Origin of the sequence: Enterobacter sp. BNK-18 (assembly GCF_047456135.1) — a bacterium.
Lineage (GTDB): Bacteria > Pseudomonadota > Gammaproteobacteria > Enterobacterales > Enterobacteriaceae > Enterobacter > Enterobacter ludwigii.
In genome coordinates this window covers 2,963,702-2,983,273 of sequence record NZ_CP179899.1, presented here as the reverse complement: position 1 = coordinate 2,983,273, position 19,572 = coordinate 2,963,702, and the positions used below count along the sequence as shown (strand labels likewise).

The 19,572-nt window shown below is 55.3% G+C and carries 19 protein-coding genes and 1 other RNA gene; 13 read left to right on the top strand and 7 right to left on the bottom strand.

Annotated elements, in window-relative coordinates; all coding sequences use genetic code 11:
• The first annotated feature begins 58 nt into the window (after positions 1-58).
• A complete protein-coding gene (gene serA / locus ACMGG3_RS14310) occupies positions 59-1,291 on the top strand; it encodes a phosphoglycerate dehydrogenase (protein ID WP_014171529.1) in 1,233 nt (410 codons plus the stop codon).
• Between the two features lie 45 nt (positions 1,292-1,336).
• Here the strand turns inward: serA and ACMGG3_RS14305 are convergent, their stop codons facing one another.
• From ACMGG3_RS14305 to zapA, 3 genes are all read right to left on the bottom strand, one after another.
• The gene (locus ACMGG3_RS14305; RefSeq protein WP_073396441.1) at positions 1,337-1,933 is read right to left on the bottom strand and encodes a 5-formyltetrahydrofolate cyclo-ligase; all 597 of its coding nucleotides are present in this window, start codon (positions 1,931-1,933) and stop codon (positions 1,337-1,339) included.
• A gap of 25 nt (positions 1,934-1,958) precedes the next feature.
• A non-coding RNA gene (ssrS, locus tag ACMGG3_RS14300) (6S RNA) lies at positions 1,959-2,142 on the bottom strand.
• Positions 2,143-2,183: 41 nt separating this feature from the next.
• Positions 2,184-2,513: a cell division protein ZapA gene (zapA, locus tag ACMGG3_RS14295; RefSeq protein WP_006811891.1), complete on the bottom strand. Its 330-nt coding sequence runs from the start codon at positions 2,511-2,513 to the stop codon at positions 2,184-2,186.
• A gap of 168 nt (positions 2,514-2,681) precedes the next feature.
• Here zapA and ACMGG3_RS14290 point away from each other — a divergent pair, with 168 nt between their 5' ends.
• The 8 genes from ACMGG3_RS14290 to ACMGG3_RS14255 all read left to right on the top strand — a co-directional run bounded on the left by ACMGG3_RS14290 (position 2,682) and on the right by ACMGG3_RS14255 (position 12,751).
• On the top strand, positions 2,682-3,260 hold the full coding sequence (locus ACMGG3_RS14290; RefSeq protein ID WP_025203274.1) for a YecA family protein: 579 nt from the start codon (positions 2,682-2,684) through the stop codon (positions 3,258-3,260).
• A gap of 31 nt (positions 3,261-3,291) precedes the next feature.
• Positions 3,292-4,605, top strand: a complete 1,314-nt coding sequence (gene pepP, locus ACMGG3_RS14285) for a Xaa-Pro aminopeptidase (protein WP_262105237.1) — start codon at positions 3,292-3,294, stop codon at positions 4,603-4,605.
• Complete coding sequence (ubiH, locus tag ACMGG3_RS14280) at positions 4,602-5,780, top strand: 2-octaprenyl-6-methoxyphenyl hydroxylase (protein ID WP_032678928.1); 1,179 nt, start codon at positions 4,602-4,604, stop codon at positions 5,778-5,780. Before pepP ends, ubiH begins: the two co-directional genes overlap by 4 nt.
• 12 nt (positions 5,781-5,792) lie before the next feature.
• The gene (gene ubiI / locus ACMGG3_RS14275) at positions 5,793-6,995 is read left to right on the top strand and encodes an FAD-dependent 2-octaprenylphenol hydroxylase (RefSeq protein ID WP_183516701.1); all 1,203 of its coding nucleotides are present in this window, start codon (positions 5,793-5,795) and stop codon (positions 6,993-6,995) included.
• 430 nt (positions 6,996-7,425) lie between these two features.
• Positions 7,426-8,520 (top strand): glycine cleavage system aminomethyltransferase GcvT, encoded by a 1,095-nt coding sequence (gene gcvT / locus ACMGG3_RS14270; protein ID WP_020883724.1) that lies wholly within the window; start codon positions 7,426-7,428, stop codon positions 8,518-8,520.
• A gap of 23 nt (positions 8,521-8,543) precedes the next feature.
• Positions 8,544-8,933, top strand: coding sequence for a glycine cleavage system protein GcvH (gene gcvH / locus ACMGG3_RS14265; protein ID WP_014171522.1), 390 nt, complete (start codon positions 8,544-8,546; stop codon positions 8,931-8,933).
• 125 nt (positions 8,934-9,058) lie between these two features.
• Positions 9,059-11,932: an aminomethyl-transferring glycine dehydrogenase gene (gene gcvP / locus ACMGG3_RS14260; RefSeq protein ID WP_138014143.1), complete on the top strand. Its 2,874-nt coding sequence runs from the start codon at positions 9,059-9,061 to the stop codon at positions 11,930-11,932.
• Between the two features lie 75 nt (positions 11,933-12,007).
• Positions 12,008-12,751: an SDR family oxidoreductase gene (locus tag ACMGG3_RS14255; protein WP_014171520.1), complete on the top strand. Its 744-nt coding sequence runs from the start codon at positions 12,008-12,010 to the stop codon at positions 12,749-12,751.
• A 36-nt stretch (positions 12,752-12,787) separates the two neighbouring features.
• Here the strand turns inward: ACMGG3_RS14255 and bglA are convergent, their stop codons facing one another.
• Both bglA and ACMGG3_RS14245 read right to left on the bottom strand, forming a co-directional pair.
• Positions 12,788-14,221 (bottom strand): 6-phospho-beta-glucosidase BglA, encoded by a 1,434-nt coding sequence (gene bglA, locus ACMGG3_RS14250; RefSeq protein WP_020883728.1) that lies wholly within the window; start codon positions 14,219-14,221, stop codon positions 12,788-12,790.
• Between the two features lie 116 nt (positions 14,222-14,337).
• A complete protein-coding gene (locus ACMGG3_RS14245; protein ID WP_040018863.1) occupies positions 14,338-15,069 on the bottom strand; it encodes a MurR/RpiR family transcriptional regulator in 732 nt (243 codons plus the stop codon).
• Positions 15,070-15,335: 266 nt separating this feature from the next.
• On the opposite strand from ACMGG3_RS14245, the gene trhA reads away from it, so the two are divergent.
• On the top strand, positions 15,336-15,995 hold the full coding sequence (gene trhA / locus ACMGG3_RS14240; protein ID WP_014171517.1) for a PAQR family membrane homeostasis protein TrhA: 660 nt from the start codon (positions 15,336-15,338) through the stop codon (positions 15,993-15,995).
• A 110-nt stretch (positions 15,996-16,105) separates the two neighbouring features.
• On the opposite strand, the gene ygfZ is transcribed toward trhA, so the two are convergent.
• Positions 16,106-17,086, bottom strand: a complete 981-nt coding sequence (ygfZ, locus tag ACMGG3_RS14235) for a tRNA-modifying protein YgfZ (protein WP_414149267.1) — start codon at positions 17,084-17,086, stop codon at positions 16,106-16,108.
• A 294-nt stretch (positions 17,087-17,380) separates the two neighbouring features.
• Between ygfZ and sdhE the strand changes: the two genes are divergently transcribed.
• Positions 17,381-17,647: an FAD assembly factor SdhE gene (sdhE, locus tag ACMGG3_RS14230; RefSeq protein WP_003863437.1), complete on the top strand. Its 267-nt coding sequence runs from the start codon at positions 17,381-17,383 to the stop codon at positions 17,645-17,647.
• Positions 17,628-18,038: a protein YgfX gene (locus ACMGG3_RS14225; RefSeq protein WP_014171514.1), complete on the top strand. Its 411-nt coding sequence runs from the start codon at positions 17,628-17,630 to the stop codon at positions 18,036-18,038. The genes sdhE and ACMGG3_RS14225 overlap by 20 nt, the downstream gene beginning before the upstream one ends.
• A 6-nt stretch (positions 18,039-18,044) precedes the next feature.
• Here the strand turns inward: ACMGG3_RS14225 and fldB are convergent, their stop codons facing one another.
• The gene (gene fldB / locus ACMGG3_RS14220) at positions 18,045-18,566 is read right to left on the bottom strand and encodes a flavodoxin FldB (protein WP_014171513.1); all 522 of its coding nucleotides are present in this window, start codon (positions 18,564-18,566) and stop codon (positions 18,045-18,047) included.
• Between the two features lie 101 nt (positions 18,567-18,667).
• Here fldB and xerD point away from each other — a divergent pair, with 101 nt between their 5' ends.
• On the top strand, positions 18,668-19,564 hold the full coding sequence (gene xerD / locus ACMGG3_RS14215) for a site-specific tyrosine recombinase XerD (protein WP_050737268.1): 897 nt from the start codon (positions 18,668-18,670) through the stop codon (positions 19,562-19,564).
• The last annotated feature ends 8 nt before the right edge of the window (positions 19,565-19,572 follow it).

Below are 19,572 nucleotides of genomic sequence, written 5' to 3'. Positions count from 1 at the left end.
AGCGGATTTTAATCCAGCACAACATCAGTTCAGACAAAAACAGGGTCGGGTAAGGTAAATGGCAAAGGTATCACTGGAGAAAGACAAGATTAAATTCCTGCTGGTTGAGGGCGTGCATCAGAAAGCGCTTGATAGCCTTCGTGCAGCAGGTTACACCAACATCGAATTTCACAAAGGCGCGCTGGACACCGAAGAGCTGAAAGCGTCCATCCGTGATGCCCATTTCATTGGCCTGCGATCCCGTACCCAACTGACTGAAGACGTGATTGCCGCGGCGGAAAAGTTGGTTGCCATCGGCTGTTTCTGCATCGGTACCAACCAGGTTGATCTGAATGCCGCCGCAAAACGCGGTGTGCCTGTCTTTAACGCCCCGTTCTCCAACACCCGTTCCGTGGCGGAGTTAGTGATTGGCGAGTTGCTGCTGTTGCTGCGTGGTATTCCGGAAGCTAACGCCAAAGCGCACCGCGGCGTGTGGAACAAACTGGCTGCGGGTTCATACGAAGCCCGTGGTAAAAAACTCGGTATCATCGGCTATGGTCACATCGGTACTCAGCTGGGGATCCTGGCTGAATCCCTGGGGATGCATGTCTATTTTTATGATATCGAAAGCAAACTGCCGCTGGGCAACGCCACTCAGGTTCAACACCTCTCTGACCTGCTGAACATGAGCGACGTGGTCAGCCTGCACGTGCCGGAAAATGCGTCGACGAAGAACATGATGGGTGCTGAGGAACTGGCGCTGATGAAGCCGGGGTCACTGCTGATCAACGCCGCGCGCGGTACGGTTGTCGATATTCCGGCGCTGTGCGATGCGCTGAAGCGTAAGCATCTGGCGGGGGCGGCAATCGACGTCTTCCCGACTGAGCCTGCTACCAACAGCGATCCGTTCACCTCTCCGCTGTGCGAATTCGACAACGTGATCCTGACGCCGCACATCGGCGGCTCGACGCAGGAAGCGCAGGAAAATATCGGTCTGGAAGTCGCGGGCAAGCTGAGCAAATACTCCGACAACGGTTCTACGCTCTCTGCTGTGAACTTCCCGGAAGTGTCTCTGCCGTTGCACGGTGGCCGTCGTCTGCTGCACATCCATGAAAACCGTCCGGGCGTGCTGACTGCAATCAACCAGATCTTTGCCGAGCAGAGCGTCAACATTGCCGCGCAGTATCTGCAAACGAACTCTCAGATGGGTTACGTGGTAATTGATATTGAAGCGGACGAAGATGTAGCGGAAAAAGCGCTGCAGAGCATGAAGGCCATTCCGGGTACCATTCGCGCCCGTCTGCTGTACTGATTCTGTTTCTGTGAGCATAAAGCCGGGTCGCTACCCGGCTTTATTTTACCAGCGCCAGGTTTTGCCCGGCGTCACTACCGCAGGCAGCGGAATATCCCACTTCTCTACCGGCAAGGCTTCCACGCCCTGACAGTCATGTGCGTACCCCACAGGCTGTAAATGATACTGCTGCCAGTTTTGCAGCGTCCTGTCATAAAAACCGCCACCCATCCCTAAGCGCTGACCCTGCTCATCAAACGCCACCAGCGGCGTGATCAGTACATCCAGTTCTGAGAGGGGGAGGACGTCGCGGACGTCGAGTTTTGGTTCGGTGATTTTCAGACGATTCACCACCAGTTCGCTGTGCGGATGGTAGTGTAAAAACAGCAGATTTCCCTGGCTAAACGGATGCAGCACCGGCAGGTACACTTTCTTCCCGGCGCGCCACAGCTGTTCGATCAGCGGTTGAGTATCCAGTTCGCCATCAAACGAGAGGAACAGGGCGACGGTACGCGCCATCACAACAGGGGGATAGGCCATCATACGGGCAGCACCTTGCTGGGCAAACTGTGCTTGCTGTTCGGGAGTTAACGCACGACGGCGTTGACGCATGAGCTGACGGATGTCCTGGCGTGAGGAAGAGACTTCAGGGAGTTGGGTCATGGTAGTCGGTAGAAGAAAAAGAGAGGGAATCTCCGAGATGCCGCCGCAGGCTGTAACCCTTGAACCCTTGGTTCAAGGTGAATGTGTCGTCATAGTTTTAAGGCTTCTCGGACGAACCGAGCATGCTCACCAACCATGGAGCGCCACATTCTTGTGGTATGAAATATCGGCTCAGGGGACTGGCCCGCTTGCGAACATCTCAGAGAAATTTTGTCTTCACAGTTACTCTACCATAGTCAACTGAGAAGTGTTATTCAAACTTTGGTCCCGGTCTTTCGGGATTGCGACCTTGATCAAGCAATGCCTGTTCTATGGTCTGCTGGAGCATTTTAATGCGCTGCTCCATGCTTGCCGCGTAATCGCGGGTCTTCGCTTTTTCCTGAGTCAGTTCATAACTGATGTTCAACGCGGCGATGAAAACCAGCTGCTCAGTATTTGTGACTCTAGTGCGTTCTTTGAGATCTTGCAACCGCTGATTCAAATCGTCCGCAGCCTGATTCAAGGCATCCCTTTGTTCAGGCGGACAATTCACTCGCAGTGAACGGCCAAAAATCTGGAGATCGACGGGTTGTGCAGACATGCCACCTTCCTGCTGATTGACTGCGCTGCCTTCGCTTACTGCCCCGGGGGCTGCGAAGGGGCGACACTATAGCTACCCTGATGTGAAGATACAAGCCCTTTTCTGGTATCACCAGGGTCCAAAGTGGTAGCATATCATGAATATTCCTCCCAACGATGACGAATGCGCATGTCTATACAGAACGAAATGCCTGGTTACAAGGATTTAAACCAGTTACTGAACCAGCAGGGAGTCGGTTTAACCTCTGCGGAAATGCACGGTCTGATCAGTGGCATGCTGTGCGGCGGAAACAGCGACAGCTCATGGCAGCCGCTGATCCACGACCTGACGAACGAAGGGCTGGCGTTTGGTCACGAGCTGGCGGAAGCCGTGCGTAAAATGCACTCCGCGATCAGCGATTCGCTGGAAGACGATGGCTTCCTTTTTCAGCTTTATCTGCCTGAAGGCGATGACGTCAGCGTCTTCGATCGTGCCGATGCGCTCGCAGGTTGGGTCAACCACTACCTGTTGGGGCTGGGCGTCACGCAGCCGAAACTCGATAAAGTGACCGGCGAAGCGGGTGAGGCGATCGACGATCTGCGTAACATTGCGCAGTTGGGCTACGATGAAGACGAAGACCAGGAAGAGCTGGAAATGTCTCTCGAAGAGATCATCGAATACGTTCGCGTTGCAGCGTTGCTGTGCCACGACCACTTTACGCGTTCGCAGCCGACCGCACCGGAAGTCCGTAAGCCAACCTTACATTAAGAAAAATAACGCACAGGAGGGTGTCATGGTTATCTCAAATCAAGAGTATTCGCGCCGTCGTCAGGCGCTGCTGGCCAATATGCAGCCGGGCAGCGCCGCGCTGATTTTTGCTGCGCCAGAAGTGACGCGCAGCGCCGACAGCGAATACCCCTATCGCCAGAGCAGCGATTTCTGGTACTTCACCGGCTTCAACGAGCCGGAAGCGGTACTGGTGCTGATTAAGAGTAATGACACCCACAACCACAGCGTGATTTTTAACCGCGTACGCGATCTCACTGCCGAAATCTGGTTTGGCCGCCGCTTAGGGCAAGAGGCTGCGCCAGAGAAGCTGGGGGTGGATCGGGCGCTGGCATTCAGTGAAATCAACCAGCAGCTCTATCAACTGCTGAATGGCCTGGATGTGCTTTACCACGCGCAGGGCGAGTATGCGTATGCCGATGAGATTGTCTTTACCGCTCTGGATAAGCTGCGCAAAGGTTCGAGGCAGAATCTGTCCGCCCCGGCCACCCTGACGGACTGGCGTCCGGTGGTGCATGAGATGCGTCTGTTCAAATCGCCGGAAGAGCTGGACGTGATGCGCCGCGCGGGTGAAATCAGTGCGCTGGCGCACACCCGCGCCATGGAGAAATGCCGCCCGGGAATGTTTGAATATCAGCTGGAAGGAGAGATTCATCACGAATTTAACCGCCACGGCGCGCGTTATCCTTCTTACAACACCATTGTCGGTGGCGGTGAAAACGGCTGCATTCTGCACTACACCGAAAACGAAAGTGCGCTGCGCGACGGCGAGCTGGTGCTGATTGACGCCGGATGCGAATTCCAGGGGTATGCGGGCGATATTACCCGTACGTTCCCGGTGAACGGTAAATTCACCCCCGCACAGCGCGCGGTGTATGACATCGTCCTCGAATCTCTCGAGACGGCGCTTAGGCTGTACCGTCCAGGCACGTCCATTCAGGAAGTGACTGGCGAAGTGGTGCGCATCATGATCACCGGTCTGGTGAAGCTCGGTATCCTGAAAGGCGACGTGGATACCCTGATTACCGAGAACGCGCATCGTCCGTACTTTATGCACGGCCTGAGCCACTGGCTGGGGCTGGATGTGCATGACGTGGGGGCATACGGTGCCGATCGTTCCCGCGTGCTTGAGCCAGGCATGGTATTAACCGTTGAGCCGGGGCTGTATATCGCGCCGGATGCCGACGTGCCGGAAGCATACCGTGGGATTGGCATTCGTATCGAAGATGATATCGTCATTACCGAAACCGGCAACGAAAACCTGACCGCCAGCGTCGTGAAAAATGCTGACGATATCGAGGCGCTGATGGCAGCGGCACGCGTATGAGCGTGATTATCGTTGGCGGCGGGATGACCGGAGCCACGCTGGCACTGGCCATCTCGCATTTTACGCAGGGAAAACTGCCGGTGCATCTGGTGGAAGCCGTTGCGCCAGAGGCCTCTGATCACCCCGGTTTTGATGCCCGCGCCATTGCACTGGCGCAGGGTACCTGTCAGCAACTCTCACGCATTGGCATCTGGCAGGCGATAGCCGACTGCGCGACGGCGATTAACACCGTTCACGTCAGCGATCGCGGTCATGCCGGTTTCGTTACCCTGGATGCGCATGATTACCGTATAGATGCGCTGGGCCGGGTCGTGGAGCTGCACGACGTCGGGTTACGCCTGTTCCGCCTGCTTAAGGATGCGCCAGGCGTGACCCTGCATTGCCCGGCGCGTGTGGCCAGCTTTAGCCGCAGTGACGCGTCGGTCAACGTGGTGCTGGATAACGGTACCGTCCTTGAAGGCCAGCTTCTGGTAGCGGCAAACGGTTCGCGCTCTTCGCTCGGCACGCAGTGCGGCGTGGAGTGGCGACAACAGCCCTACGGGCAGGTGGCCGTCATTGCTAACGTTTCGACAGCGGGCGCTCACAACGGCCGCGCTTTTGAGCGTTTTACCCAGCATGGCCCGCTGGCGATGCTGCCCATGTCCCACGATCGCAGTTCGCTGGTGTGGTGCCATCCGCAGGACAACGCGGCTGAGATACAGACCTGGTCTGACGAACGTTTTTGTACCGAGCTGCAAAAAGCCTTTGGCTGGCGGCTGGGACGTATTACCCACGCGGGAAAGCGGAGCGTATACCCGTTGTCGCTGACCACCGCCTCGCAGTCCATCTCCCATCGCATGGCGCTGGTCGGCAATGCTGCGCAGACATTGCATCCCATCGCCGGGCAGGGGTTTAACCTCGGGCTTCGCGACGTGATGAGCCTGGCAGAAACGCTTTCGCAGGCGTGGAGCGAGCAAAAAGACTGTGGTGCCTGGTCGGTGCTCAGCCATTACCAGAAGCGACGCCGGGCAGATAAAGAGGCGACGATTGGTGTGACGGATGGTCTGGTGCACCTGTTTGCCAATCGCTGGGCACCCCTGGTTGCAGGCCGCAATCTTGGGCTGATGGCGATGGAATTATTCATTCCGGCACGTGACGTGCTGGCGCAGCGGACTCTTGGTTGGGTCGCGCGTTAAGGAGTTATCACTGTGCAAAATGTTGATGTCGCCATCGTTGGCGGCGGAATGGTAGGACTGGCGCTGGCCTGTGGTTTACAGGGCAGCGGCCTGCGCGTTGCGGTACTGGAGCAAAACGTGCCTCAGCCTGTCGCGCAGGACGCGCCGCCGGAACTGCGCGTCTCGGCAATCAATGCGGCCAGTGAAAAGTTGCTGACGCACCTTGGCGTCTGGTCAGATATCGTGGCGCAGCGTGCCAGCTGTTATCACGGCATGGAAGTGTGGGACAAAGACAGCTTTGGTCATATCGCGTTTGATGATGAAAGTATGGGCTACAGCCATCTGGGACACATCATCGAAAATGCCGTTATCCACCATGCTCTGTGGCAAAAGGCGCAGTCCTGCAGCGATGTCACGCTGCTGGCACCGGCGCAAATCCAGCAGGTTGCCTGGGGAGAAAACGACGCCTTTATCACCCTGCAAAGCGGTGACATGCTGACCGCGCGACTGGTTGTGGGCGCTGACGGTGCCAACTCCTGGCTGCGTAACAAGGCGGATATTCCGCTGACGTTCTGGGACTATCGCCATCATGCTCTGGTGGCAACGATTCGCACTGAAGAGCCGCACGGTGGGGTGGCGCGCCAAATCTTCCACAATGACGGCATTCTGGCATTCCTGCCGTTGAGCGATCCACATCTGTGTTCGATTGTCTGGTCTCTGGTTCCTGATAAAGCGCAACAGATGCAGGAGGCGACTCCCGAGGCATTCAACCAGGCGCTGTGCGTCGCGTTTGATAACCGTCTTGGGCTATGCACCCTTGAGAGCGAGCGGCTGGTGTTCCCGTTAACCGGACGCTATGCGCGTCAGTTTGCGGCGCACCGTCTGGCGCTGGTGGGTGACGCGGCGCATACGATCCATCCGCTGGCCGGGCAGGGCGTGAACCTTGGCTTTATGGACGCGGCAGAGCTGGTAGAAGAGTTGCGTCGCCTGCATCGCGAAGGCAAAGATATCGGCCAGCATCTCTATCTGCGTCGCTACGAACGCAGCCGTAAGCACAGTGCAGCGCTGATGCTGGCAGGCATGCAGGGTTTCCGTGAGCTGTTTGCCGGCGCGAATCCAGCGAAAAAACTGCTGCGCGACCTCGGCCTTAAACTTGCCGATACCCTTCCGGGCGTAAAACCTCAACTCCTTCGCCAGGCGATGGGTCTTAACGACCTGCCGGACTGGCTGCGCTAATATAGACCCCCGTCACACTTTATTTTCCCGGCCTCTGCGCCGGGGAAATTCGCTCGTTTGAAATAATCTAATTTCACCGCATTTTTCGCATTAGAAAATCTAATCTTACTATTTTTTTGTTACGGAAATTCCGCCCGTTTTTCCGCATGAAATATCACCATCTGCTAAATCCTGTTAGAGCAATGTTAATTTTATGCGGGTTTAATCGCAGTTTGCCAGTGAATAACTCTGTAAGCTTTTTCGTGTTTTTAGGTCATAAGCTAATGTGATGGCCCGTTTTACCTTATGGTTAATCGCCGGTTTCGGTGGTAAGTTCAGGTAAAAGAGAACGTTTGCGTCGGGGTCCAGAAAGCGATCGCGGCGCCGGGTTTCGTGGCACTGTTCAGGTGTGCGAAACGCAAGACAGCCCTGCTTATTCAACGAGGAAAAGATGGCTCAACAGACTCCTTTGTACGAACAACACGTGTTATGCGGCGCACGCATGGTGGACTTCCATGGCTGGATGATGCCGCTGCACTACGGCTCGCAGATTGATGAGCACCACGCGGTGCGCACCGATGCCGGTATGTTCGACGTGTCACACATGACGATTGTCGACCTGCATGGCAGCCGCACCCGGGAGTTTTTACGTTATCTGCTGGCAAACGACGTCGCCAAACTGAAGACGCCAGGCAAAGCGCTCTACACCGGCATGCTAAATGCCTCCGGCGGCGTAATTGATGACCTCATCGTCTATTACTTCTCTGAAGATTTCTTCCGCCTCGTTGTAAACTCCGCCACCCGCGAAAAAGACCTCTCCTGGATTACCCAACACGCTGAGCCTTACGCCATCGACATCACCGTCCGCGATGATCTGTCGCTGATCGCCGTACAGGGGCCGAACGCGCAGTCTAAAGCCGCCTCTCTGTTCAGCGATGAGCAGCGTAAAGCCACCGACGGCATGAAGCCGTTCTTCGGCGTACAGGCAGGCGATCTGTTTATCGCGACCACCGGCTACACCGGTGAAGCGGGCTATGAAATTGCCATGCCGAATGAGAAAGCCGCCGATTTCTGGCGTGCGCTGGTGGAAGCCGGCGTTAAGCCGGCAGGTCTGGGCGCGCGCGATACGCTGCGTCTGGAAGCCGGTATGAACCTCTACGGGCAAGAGATGGATGAAGGCGTGTCACCGCTGGCGGCCAACATGGGCTGGACCATCGCCTGGGAACCGGCTGACCGTGAGTTTATTGGCCGTGAAGCGCTGGAAATGCAGCGTGAAAAGGGCACTGAACAGCTGGTTGGCCTGGTGATGACCGAGAAAGGCGTGCTGCGCGGCGAGCTGCCGGTGCGTTTTACAGATGCTGACGGCAACCCACGTGAAGGCGTGATCACCAGCGGTACCTTCTCCCCGACGCTGGGCTACAGTATTGCACTGGCGCGTGTTCCGGCGGGCATTGGCGAAACGGCAGTGGTGCAAATCCGCAACCGTGAAATGCCGGTCAACGTGACCAAACCGATTTTTGTTCGCGCCGGTAAGCCGGTCGCCTAATCATTTTTATCAGGAGAACTTCAATGAGCAATGTGCCAGCAGAACTGAAATACAGCAAAGAACACGAGTGGCTGCGCAAAGAGGCGGACGGCACTTACACCGTAGGGATCACCGAGCATGCGCAGGAGCTGCTGGGCGACATGGTGTTTGTTGACCTGCCTGAAGTCGGCGCATCCGTGGAAGCAGGCGATGACTGCGCCGTGGCCGAGTCCGTAAAAGCGGCTTCTGATATCTACGCCCCGGTAAGCGGTGAAATTGTTGCCGTGAACGACGCCCTGAGCGACTCCCCGGAGCTGGTGAACAGCGAGCCTTATGAAGGCGGCTGGATCTTCAAAATCAAAGCCAGCGACGAATCGCAGGTCGCCGCGCTGCTGGATGCCACCGCGTACGAAGCGCTGTTAGAAAACGAGTAAGCCTTAACCCTCTCCCCTTTGGGGGGAGGGTAGGGTGAGGGGAACAGACGACACCCTCACCCCAGCCCTTTCCCTCCGGGAGAGGGAGAAAACACATTCACTGCACGTTTCAGGAACCATCGCTCATGACACAGACTTTAAGCCAGCTTGAAAACCGTGGCGCCTTCATTGAACGTCACATTGGGCCGGATGCTCAGCAACAGCAGGAGATGCTGAAGACAGTTGGCGCGGATTCATTAAATGCACTGATCGGCCAGATTGTGCCAAAAGACATCCAGCTTGCCACGCCGCCTCAGGTGGGTGAAGCCACCACTGAATTCGCCGCTCTGGCGGAGCTGAAGGCGATTGCCGGCCTGAACAAGCGCTATAAGTCTTACATTGGCATGGGCTACACCAACGTGCAGTTACCCCCGGTTATTCTGCGTAATATGCTGGAAAATCCGGGCTGGTACACCGCCTACACCCCGTATCAGCCAGAAGTTTCTCAGGGCCGTCTGGAAGCGCTGCTGAACTTCCAGCAGGTTACGCTGGATTTGACCGGCCTGGATATCGCGTCCGCTTCACTGCTGGATGAAGCCACCGCCGCCGCCGAAGCAATGGCAATGGCGAAGCGCGTGAGCAAACTGAAAAATGCCAACCGCTTCTTCGTGGCAGCGGACGTGCATCCGCAAACGCTTGATGTGGTTCGTACCCGTGCCGAAACCTTTGGTTTTGACGTGATTGTCGACGACGCCGACAAAGTCCTCGATCATCAGGATGTGTTTGGCGTGCTGCTGCAACAGGTCGGCACCACCGGTGACGTTCACGACTACAGCGCACTGATTGCTGAGCTGAAAGCCCGCAAAGTGGTTGTCAGCGTCGCGGCTGATTTTATGGCGCTGGTCCTGCTGACGGCTCCAGGTAAACAGGGCGCGGACATTGTTTTCGGTTCTGCACAACGCTTTGGTGTCCCGATGGGCTACGGTGGCCCACATGCGGCGTTCTTTGCCGCAAAAGATGAATTCAAACGCTCCATGCCTGGCCGTATCATCGGCGTTTCAAAAGATGCCGCCGGTAACACCGCGCTGCGCATGGCAATGCAGACTCGCGAGCAGCATATTCGTCGCGAGAAAGCGAACTCCAACATCTGTACCTCGCAGGTCCTGCTGGCCAATATCGCCAGCCTGTACGCTGTCTTCCACGGTCCGGTTGGCCTGAAACGCATTGCCAGCCGTATTCACCGTCTGGCGGATATTCTGGCCTGTGGTCTGCAGCAGAAAGGCCTGAAACTGCGCCACGCCCATTACTTTGACACGCTGTGCGTTGAAGTGGCTGACAAAGCCGCGGTGCTGGCTCGTGCTGACGCGGCAGAGATCAACCTGCGTAGCGACATCCATAACGCGGTAGGCATTACCCTGGATGAAAGCACTACCCGCGAAGATATCGTTAACCTGTTTAACGTCTTGCTGGGCGATGCACACGGCCTGGATATTGATACGCTCGATAAAGATGTCGCGCTCGACAGCCGCTCTATCCAGGAAAGCATGCTGCGTGATGATGCGATCCTGACTCACCCGGTGTTCAATCGCTACCACAGCGAAACCGAGATGATGCGCTATATGCACTCTCTGGAGCGCAAAGACCTGGCGCTGAATCAGGCGATGATCCCGCTGGGCTCCTGCACCATGAAGCTGAACGCTGCGGCAGAGATGATCCCAATCACCTGGCCTGAATTTTCCGAGCTGCACCCGTTCTGCCCACCAGAGCAGGCGGAAGGTTACCATCTGATGATCAACCAGCTCTCCGACTGGCTGGTGAAGCTGACCGGTTACGATGCACTCTGCATGCAGCCAAACTCCGGGGCGCAGGGGGAATACGCGGGCCTGCTGGCAATTCGTCACTATCACGAAAGCCGCAATGAAGGGCATCGCGATATCTGCCTGATCCCGAGTTCTGCGCATGGCACCAACCCGGCGTCTGCCCAGATGGCGGGTATGGAAGTGGTGGTGGTGGCCTGCGACAAGAATGGCAACATTGACCTGGCCGATCTGCGTGCGAAAGCCGAGCAGGCGGGTGAAAAACTCTCCTGCATCATGGTGACCTACCCGTCCACCCACGGTGTGTACGAAGAGACCATCCGTGAAGTGTGTGAAGTGGTCCATCAGTTCGGCGGTCAGGTTTATCTCGACGGTGCGAACATGAACGCACAGGTTGGCATTACCTCTCCGGGCTTTATCGGCGCGGATGTGTCGCACCTGAACCTGCACAAAACCTTCTGCATTCCACACGGCGGTGGTGGTCCAGGTATGGGCCCAATCGGTGTGAAAGCACACCTGGCGCCGTTTGTCCCAGGCCACAGCGTAGTGCAGATTGAAGGCATGTTGACCCGTCAGGGCGCGGTCTCTGCGGCACCGTTCGGTAGCGCCTCAATCCTGCCCATTAGCTGGATGTATATCCGCATGATGGGCGCGGAAGGGCTGAAGCAGGCAAGCCAGGTGGCTATCCTCAACGCTAACTACATCGCAACGCGTCTGAAAGAAGCGTATCCGGTGCTCTACACGGGCCGTGATGGTCGTGTGGCGCACGAGTGCATCCTCGATATCCGTCCTTTGAAAGAAGAGACAGGTATCAGCGAGCTGGATATTGCTAAGCGTCTGATTGACTACGGATTCCATGCGCCAACCATGTCGTTCCCGGTGGCGGGTACGCTGATGGTTGAACCCACCGAGTCTGAAAGCAAAGTTGAGCTGGACCGCTTTATTGACGCGATGCTGGCTATCCGCGCTGAAATCGACCGCGTGAAAGCCGGTGAGTGGACGCTGGCTGATAACCCGCTGGTTAACGCACCGCACACCCAGAATGAGCTGGTCTCCGGGTGGGAGCACGATTATACCCGTGAGCAGGCGGTGTTCCCGGCCGGCATAGCAAACAAATACTGGCCGACCGTGAAACGTCTCGATGACGTCTACGGTGACCGTAATCTGTTCTGCTCTTGTGTGCCAATGAGCGAATACCAGTAATCGTTCCGCGGTTATAACGTGTTACAGGCCGGGTCAGCGTTAACGCTACCCGGTTTTTTTTATAAGGAGACATAGATGGCAATTGCACTGGTCACCGGCGCCAGCCGCGGTATTGGTAAAGCCACCGCGCTGCAGCTGGCGCGCGAAGGCTACACCGTAGCGGTGAACTATCACCACAACATTAAAGCCGCGACGGATGTGATCACGATGATTACCGACGCGGGGGGTAACGCGTTTGCCGTGCGCGCAGATATCAGTGATGAAGCTCAGGTGCTGGCAATGTTCGACAGTATCGATCGTGAAGCCGGACCGCTTACCGCACTGGTGAACAACGCCGGGATCCTGTTTGAACAATCCACGATTGAACACCTCTCCGCTGAACGGATCAACCGCGTGTTAGCCACGAACGTGACTGGTTATTTCCTCTGCTGCCGCGAAGCGGTAAAACGCATGTCGTTCAGACATGGTGGTAAAGGCGGCGCGATCGTGAACGTGTCATCCGCGGCATCGCGCCTCGGTGCTCCGGGTGAATATGTGGATTACGCCGCGTCCAAAGGTGCTGTCGATTCGTTGACGACGGGATTATCGCTGGAAGTGGCAGCGCAAGGGATCCGCGTAAACTGCGTGCGTCCCGGGCTGATTTACACCGAGATTCATGCATCTGGCGGTGAGCCGGGCCGGGTGGATAGGGTCAAATCCATGCTGCCTATGCAGCGTGGCGGTCAGCCGGAAGAGGTGGCGCAGGCGATTGTCTGGCTGCTGAGCGAGAAAGCCTCGTATGTGACGGGAAGTTTTATTGAACTGGCGGGTGGGAAATAAACATCTCCTCTCCCCATCGGGGAGAGGAGAAAAGCGTTAAAGCGTCTCGCCGTTGCTGGCAATCACGTCTTTGTACCAGTTAAAGCTCTTTTTTCGCGAGCGTGACATATCGCCGGTACCGTCGTCGTGCTTGTTCACATAAATAAAGCCGTAGCGCTTACTGTACTGGCCGGTAGTGAACGACACGCAGTCGATGCAGCCCCACGGGGTATAACCCATCAGATCCACACCATCATACGTGACGGCTTTCATCATCTCTTCCACATGCGCACGCAGGTAGTCGATGCGGTAGTCATCATTGATGCTGCCGTCTTCTTCTACTTTGTCGTAGGCGCCAAAGCCGTTTTCCACGATAAACAGCGGTTTCTGATAACGCTCGTACAATTCGCACAGGGAATAGCGCAGACCCACCGGGTCAATCTGCCAGCCCCAGTCAGAGGCTTTCACATGCGGGTTCGGTACGCTGCCTTCAAAGCCTGAGATAGCATCGCCAGTACCGCCTTCCGCTTTCACGGCGTTGGTCATGTAATAGCTGAAGCCCAGATAGTCACAGGTGCCTTCACGCAGGATCTCCTCGTCACCCGCTTCCATATGGATGGTGAAGCCACGGCGTTCCCATTCATTAAGCACATAGGATGGGTAGTAACCGCGCAGCTGGACATCGGTAAAGACATAGCGTTCACGCATGGATTCCTGTGCAAACATCACGTCCTCTGGTTTACAGGAGAACGGGTAGAGCGCCACCATTGCCAGCATACAACCGACTTTCATTTCCGGGTTAATGCGACGCGCCGCTTTCACCGCCAGCGCGCTGGCAACGAACTGGTGGTGCAGCACCTGGTACATGGTCTCTTCCGGATTGTCATGCTCGGTATAAACCACGCCTGAGCAGCAGTAGCCAAACAGCGGCGCACGCCAGTTACGCTGGTTGTTGATCTCGTTAAAGGTCATCCAGTATTTGACCTTATTTTTGTAACGCTCAAACACCACTTCTGCGAAGCGCACAAAGAAATCCACCACTTTACGGTTGGTCCAGCCGCCGTACTCCTGCACCAGGTGCAGCGGCATTTCGAAGTGGGAGAGGGTAATGACCGGTTCAATATTGTATTTCAGCAGCTCATCGAACATGTCGTCGTAGAACTTCAGGCCTTCTTCATTCGGCTGTGTTTCATCCCCTTTCGGGAAGATACGCGTCCAGGCGATAGAGGTGCGGAAACATTTGAAGCCCATCTCAGCAAACAGCTTGATGTCTTCTTTGTAATGGCCATGGAAGTCGATAGCTTCGTGGTTAGGATAGTATTTCCCCGGCACGACTTCCTGCGTGATTTCGCGCGGCACGCCGTGCGCACCGCCCGTTAAGACATCGCAGATGCTCGGCCCTTTACCGCCTTTGTTCCAGCCGCCTTCAACCTGGTGAGCGGCCACTGCACCGCCCCATAAAAAGTCTTTTGGTAGGGTAAGTTTTTTCATCGCTGCTATTCTCAGTAAATGACATATTGCGTTCGAGTCTAGCAAAGCGGAATTAAATGTCACGATATAACAATTCGCTGAAAATGTAATTTGTCACATCGAAAAAACAGGGTGTTTTATTCTGTCAGTTTCTTCGCCAGTTTCCGGCCAAGCGATTCGAGAATATAGATGACGGGTATTTGTGTGGTGATATCGTACACGCCGCCTATCCGCGTCTGAGGGACATGCCAGGAGAGGTTAAAGTCCGCGAGCTTTGCCAGGCGCGAGTGCTCGTGGCTGGTAATGGAGAGCACTTTGCAGCGATGCAGGCTAAACTGGCTGGCAAAGCGCAGGATCTCTTCGGTTTCACCGGATACCGACAGCACAATCGCCAGCGCGTTTTTAGCCATATCATTGGTGACCGGGAAATAAGGATCGTCGATGTGGTTGCTGAATTTACCGATATTCGAAAAGAAGCGTGCGCCATATTTTGCCAGCGAGCCAGACGTGCCCGCGCCGACAAATATAATACGTTCGGAAGATAAAATAATATCGACCGCCTCATCTAATAAAGCATCGAACTCTTCGTTATTAACGCCTTTAAAGAAGCTGATAATTTCACTGGCACCAAAATTTGCCTGCTGAGGTTCGTTCTGCTCTAAATAGAGCTTAAAGCGCACGCGGAATTCAGAGTAGCCTTCGCAGTTGAGTTTGCGGCAAAAGCGCAGGATAGTGGTCGTTGAGACGCCAGCCGCATCCGCCAGCTCGCGGATGGTCATGTACATGACTTTGTCACGATTTTTAATGACATAGTTGTAGACCATCATTTCCAGATTATTGAGACTGGCAATGGCGGCGTGGGTGAACATACTCACAATGGCGAAACTCTCATTCAGACCTCATTTATCCATCATAACATGCAGCAAGGCGGCAGGATCCAATTTTATGCCCTTGATTCTTAATGATTAAATTTTAATGTGAACAAATGTTAGGTGAATAATTTATTTATGTTCATGATTTATAGATAAAAATTATGTTTGTGAAATTATTTTAGCTAACAGGTGTTCACTGGAATCATTCTCAGTTAGCATAGACAGGTGATGAATATTCATCGTTAGTTTTCCCGGAGTTTTGTATGGTGAGCAGACCATTAATTGCACAGGGATATTCGCTGGCTGAGGAAATAGCCAACAGTATTAGCCACGGTATTGGCCTGGTTTTTGGGATTGTCGGTTTAGTGTTATTGCTGGTGCAGGCGGTGGATACGAATGCCAGCGCAATGGCCATCACCAGCTACAGTCTGTATGGCGGGAGTATGATCCTGCTGTTCCTGGCGTCGACGCTGTACCACGCTATCCCGCATCAACGGGCCAAGATCTGGCTCAAGAAATTCGACCACTGCGCTATCTATCTTCTTATTGCAGGGACCTACACGCCTTTCCTGCTGGTGGGTCTTAACTCGCCGCTGTCGCGTGGCCTGATGATTGTTATCTGGAGCCTGGCGCTGCTGGGGATCCTGTTTAAGCTGACCATTGCGCACCGGTTTAAGGTGCTGTCGCTGGTGACCTATCTCACGATGGGCTGGCTTTCGCTGATTGTGGTTTATCAACTGGCGATCAAGCTGGCGGTAGGGGGCGTGACGCTTCTGGCCGTTGGGGGCATCGTCTACTCGCTGGGCGTCATTTTCTATGTCTGCAAGCGTATCCCGTACAATCATGCTATCTGGCATGGGTTTGTGCTGGGCGGTAGCGTGTGCCACTTTTTAGCGATTTATCTCTATGTGGGGCAGGTTTAATTTCAGAACGTTGATCTTCTTGCCTTCGCCCTCTCTTCGTGAGAGTAAGCAAAAAAAAACGGTAACCGTCAGGTTACCGTTTTTTTATCTCGACGCCGGGCAATGACGCCTTACTCTTCCAGCGAATACGGCAGTGGCTCAATGCTCAGCGTATTGGCATCGTCACGCACGCGGAACACGCTGTCGGCTTCCATATCGTTGTTCATGACGGCCTGCACCAGAAGGCGGCCATCATCCAGTTGAACTGCGGCTAACACCGTGCCGGTACGGCGCCAGTTCTCGCCCATCTTCAGCTCTAAATCTTCACCAGCGTCAGGCACGCGGCTGGCGTGGCCCGCCAGGGTCCACAGTGCGCGTTTGTTGGCTCCGCGGAATTTGGCGCGTGCCACCATCTCCTGGCCGGTATAGCACCCTTTCTTAAAGCTAATGCCACCCAGCGCCTGCAGGTTGGTGGCCTGAGGAATGAACTGCCCGCTGTTTGCGGCGTCAATCACCGGCAGACCGGCTTCAATGTTCAGCGCCAGCCACTGCTGGCTGTTATTAAACTGGGCTTCGCCGCGCAGCGCCTCGGTAATGCGTTCAGCGGTCGCGGTATCCGTGACTAACAGAAAGCGTTCAGCCGGGTGTTCAAACCACAGGATAGACGTTGCGCCTTCGCTGACGACCTGTTTCTGGGCATCCGGGAGTTCACTGAACAGATTTTTCAGCGCCGCACGGGCCTGGAAGCCTGCCACGCCCAGCAGAACGTGTTCATCATCCGCGGCAATAGTGACTTTTGAGAAGACCGCGTATTTTTTCAGCTCGGTGAGCTGCGCGTCCCGCAGGCTGCGGCGCTCAATAAAGGCAAAACCCTCCTGGCGACGGAACAGGCGCAGGTTGCTCCACATCTTCCCTTTTGGATCGCAGTGTGCGACCAGCAGATGCTGGTGTTCGTCCATCTGGCTGACGTCGGCGGTTACCTGGCCCTGCAGGTATTTTTCGCTGTCTGCACCGGTGAGTGTCGCCAGCGCCCAGTCATCAAGAGTAATAAGCGTCAGCGGCAGACGCGCAGAGGCGGCGGGCTGGCGAGGAGAAAATGGTGTAAAGGCCATAACGATATCCTGAATTGCTTAACGCTTTGATAATGCCTAATGGTAAAAGAGCCTGCTGGCATTGCAAGCGCTTTCAACAGGCCATTTGTGCCATAACCCGGTTATGCGTAGCGCCACGCAAAATAGTGTAATCCGCTGTCTTTATAGGGTTTATTGTGGAAGCGCGCTCGTGGTTCGCAATATTCCAGTAAAGAAACGGTCAAAAACACGTTACACTAGCTGGTGTCCCCGCAGAGAAATCAAGAACACTGGACGGGGTGCCGACTGTGCCAAACGTAATGCAGGAAACAGAACATGGATATTAACAACAAGGCCCGTATTCACTGGGCGTGCCGTCGCGGCATGCGTGAACTTGATATTTCCATCATGCCTTTCTTCGAATATGAGTATGACAGCTTAAGCGATGATGATAAGCGTCTGTTTGTTCGCCTGCTTGAGTCTGACGATCCTGATTTATTTAACTGGCTGATGAATCACGGCAAACCCGCCGACACCGAGTTGCAACGGATGGTGCAATTAATTCAAACACGGAATCAGGAACGTGGTCCTGTGGCAATCTGACCTTCGCGTCTCGTGGCGCTCGCAGTGGATGTCGTTGTTGCTCCACGGACTGGTCGCGGCCTTTGTGTTACTGATGCCGTGGCCGCTTAGCTATACGCCTCTGTGGCTGCTGTTGCTGTCGTTTGTGGTGTTTGACAGCGTGCGCAGCCAGCGCCGCATTCATGCCCGTCAGGGGGAGATCAAATTACTGATGGATTCCCGCCTGCGCTGGCAGGGAAAAGAGTGGGAAATTCTCGGTATGCCCTGGATGATCGCTTCCGGCATGATGCTGCGGCTACGTAGCGTGGACAGTGGGCGTCGCCAGCATCTGTGGCTGGCCGCGGACAGTATGGATAGCGCTGAGTGGCGGGACCTGCGTCGGATGTTATTACAGCAGCTGACGCAGGAGTAATTCGCGTTAGCTAAACTGTTCTGCCATTTCGCCCAGAATCTGCTCACACCAGCTTTGCAGGCGCTCATCGCTGAGATCGTACTGGTTGGTTTCATCCAGTGCCAGCCCGACAAACAGCTGCCCATCGGCAATAATCGGTTTCTTACTGGTGAACTCGTACCCTTCGGTTGGCCAGTAACCGATAAACGTGACGCCCTTCGGTGCCAGTTTGTCGTGCAGCATGCCAAGTGCGTCCAGGAACCACTCACCGTAACCCAGCTGATCTCCCATGCCGTACATGGCAATGATTTTGCCGTCGAGGTTAAGCGTATCAAGCTGGTCCCAGATGGCTTCCCAGTCTTCCTGTATTTCGCCAAAATCCCAGGTCGGGATGCCGAGGATCAGCACGTCGTACTGCTCCATCAGCGTAAGCGCGTCATCTTTCAGGTTATGCAACGTCACCAGTTCCGGGCCAATGATGTCCCGAATTTTCTCTGCCGCCATTTCGGTGTAGCAGGTGCTGGAACCATAGAACAGACCAATATTCATCGCGTGACTATCTCAATTCTTGCTTTGACTTTGCGCGTAGTGTACCAGAAACCGGTAGCAATCAGGCATAATGGCCTGACTGCAGAATCAAAGGGGCTGATGTGGAAAAGGATCTCGCACTCATCGAACAGTTTCTCGATGCACTGTGGCTGGAGAAGAACCTGGCCGAGAATACGCTCAGTGCCTACCGGCGCGATCTCACCATGCTGGTGGAGTGGCTGGCGCACCGCGGGCTGTCGCTGGCGAACGCACAAAGCGACGACCTGCAGGCGCTGCTGGGCGAGCGGATGGAAGGGGGCTACAAGGCCACCAGTTCCGCACGTTTGCTCAGCGCAATGCGTCGGCTGTTCCAGCACCTCAACCGTGAAAAAATTCGCGAAGACGATCCCAGCGCGCTCCTGGCCTCCCCGAAACTCCCGCAGCGGCTGCCGAAAGATCTCAGCGAAGAACAAGTTGAGAGATTATTACAGTCACCCGCAGTTGACCTGCCGCTGGAGTTACGCGATAAAGCCATGCTTGAGCTATTGTATGCTACCGGTTTGCGTGTTTCTGAACTGGTCGGCCTGACGATGAGCGACATTAGCCTTCGTCAGGGCGTGGTTCGCGTAATCGGTAAAGGAAACAAGGAAAGGCTGGTGCCGCTGGGTGAAGAGGCGGTGTACTGGCTGGAAACGTATCTGGAGCACGGTCGTCCATGGTTGCTTAATGGCGCTTCAATCGACGTCTTGTTTCCCAGCCAGCGCGCACAACAGATGACGCGGCAAACGTTCTGGCATCGCATCAAACATTACGCCACACTGGCGGGTATCGACAGTGAAAAGCTTTCGCCACACGTTTTGCGTCATGCCTTTGCGACGCATCTGCTGAACCACGGCGCCGACCTGCGCGTGGTGCAGATGCTGCTGGGACATAGCGATCTTTCCACGACCCAAATTTATACCCATGTCGCGACGGAACGGCTGCGGCAGCTACACCAACAGCACCACCCACGAGCGTGAGTGCCGAC

Excerpts from the sequence above, each read along its gene's own strand:
- serA (WP_014171529.1), top strand. The coding sequence starts at position 59 with ATGGCAAAGGTATCACTGGAGAAAGACAAGATTAAATTCCTGCTGGTT.
- ACMGG3_RS14305 (WP_073396441.1), bottom strand. The coding sequence starts at position 1,933 with ATGACCCAACTCCCTGAAGTCTCTTCCTCACGCCAGGACATCCGTCAG.
- zapA (WP_006811891.1), bottom strand. The coding sequence starts at position 2,513 with ATGTCTGCACAACCCGTCGATCTCCAGATTTTTGGCCGTTCACTGCGA.
- ACMGG3_RS14290 (WP_025203274.1), top strand. The coding sequence starts at position 2,682 with ATGTCTATACAGAACGAAATGCCTGGTTACAAGGATTTAAACCAGTTA.
- ubiH (WP_032678928.1), top strand. The coding sequence starts at position 4,602 with ATGAGCGTGATTATCGTTGGCGGCGGGATGACCGGAGCCACGCTGGCA.
- gcvT (WP_020883724.1), top strand. The coding sequence starts at position 7,426 with ATGGCTCAACAGACTCCTTTGTACGAACAACACGTGTTATGCGGCGCA.
- gcvH (WP_014171522.1), top strand. The coding sequence starts at position 8,544 with ATGAGCAATGTGCCAGCAGAACTGAAATACAGCAAAGAACACGAGTGG.
- gcvP (WP_138014143.1), top strand. The coding sequence starts at position 9,059 with ATGACACAGACTTTAAGCCAGCTTGAAAACCGTGGCGCCTTCATTGAA.
- ACMGG3_RS14255 (WP_014171520.1), top strand. The coding sequence starts at position 12,008 with ATGGCAATTGCACTGGTCACCGGCGCCAGCCGCGGTATTGGTAAAGCC.
- bglA (WP_020883728.1), bottom strand. The coding sequence starts at position 14,221 with ATGAAAAAACTTACCCTACCAAAAGACTTTTTATGGGGCGGTGCAGTG.
- ACMGG3_RS14245 (WP_040018863.1), bottom strand. The coding sequence starts at position 15,069 with ATGTTCACCCACGCCGCCATTGCCAGTCTCAATAATCTGGAAATGATG.
- trhA (WP_014171517.1), top strand. The coding sequence starts at position 15,336 with ATGGTGAGCAGACCATTAATTGCACAGGGATATTCGCTGGCTGAGGAA.
- ygfZ (WP_414149267.1), bottom strand. The coding sequence starts at position 17,086 with ATGGCCTTTACACCATTTTCTCCTCGCCAGCCCGCCGCCTCTGCGCGT.
- sdhE (WP_003863437.1), top strand. The coding sequence starts at position 17,381 with ATGGATATTAACAACAAGGCCCGTATTCACTGGGCGTGCCGTCGCGGC.
- fldB (WP_014171513.1), bottom strand. The coding sequence starts at position 18,566 with ATGAATATTGGTCTGTTCTATGGTTCCAGCACCTGCTACACCGAAATG.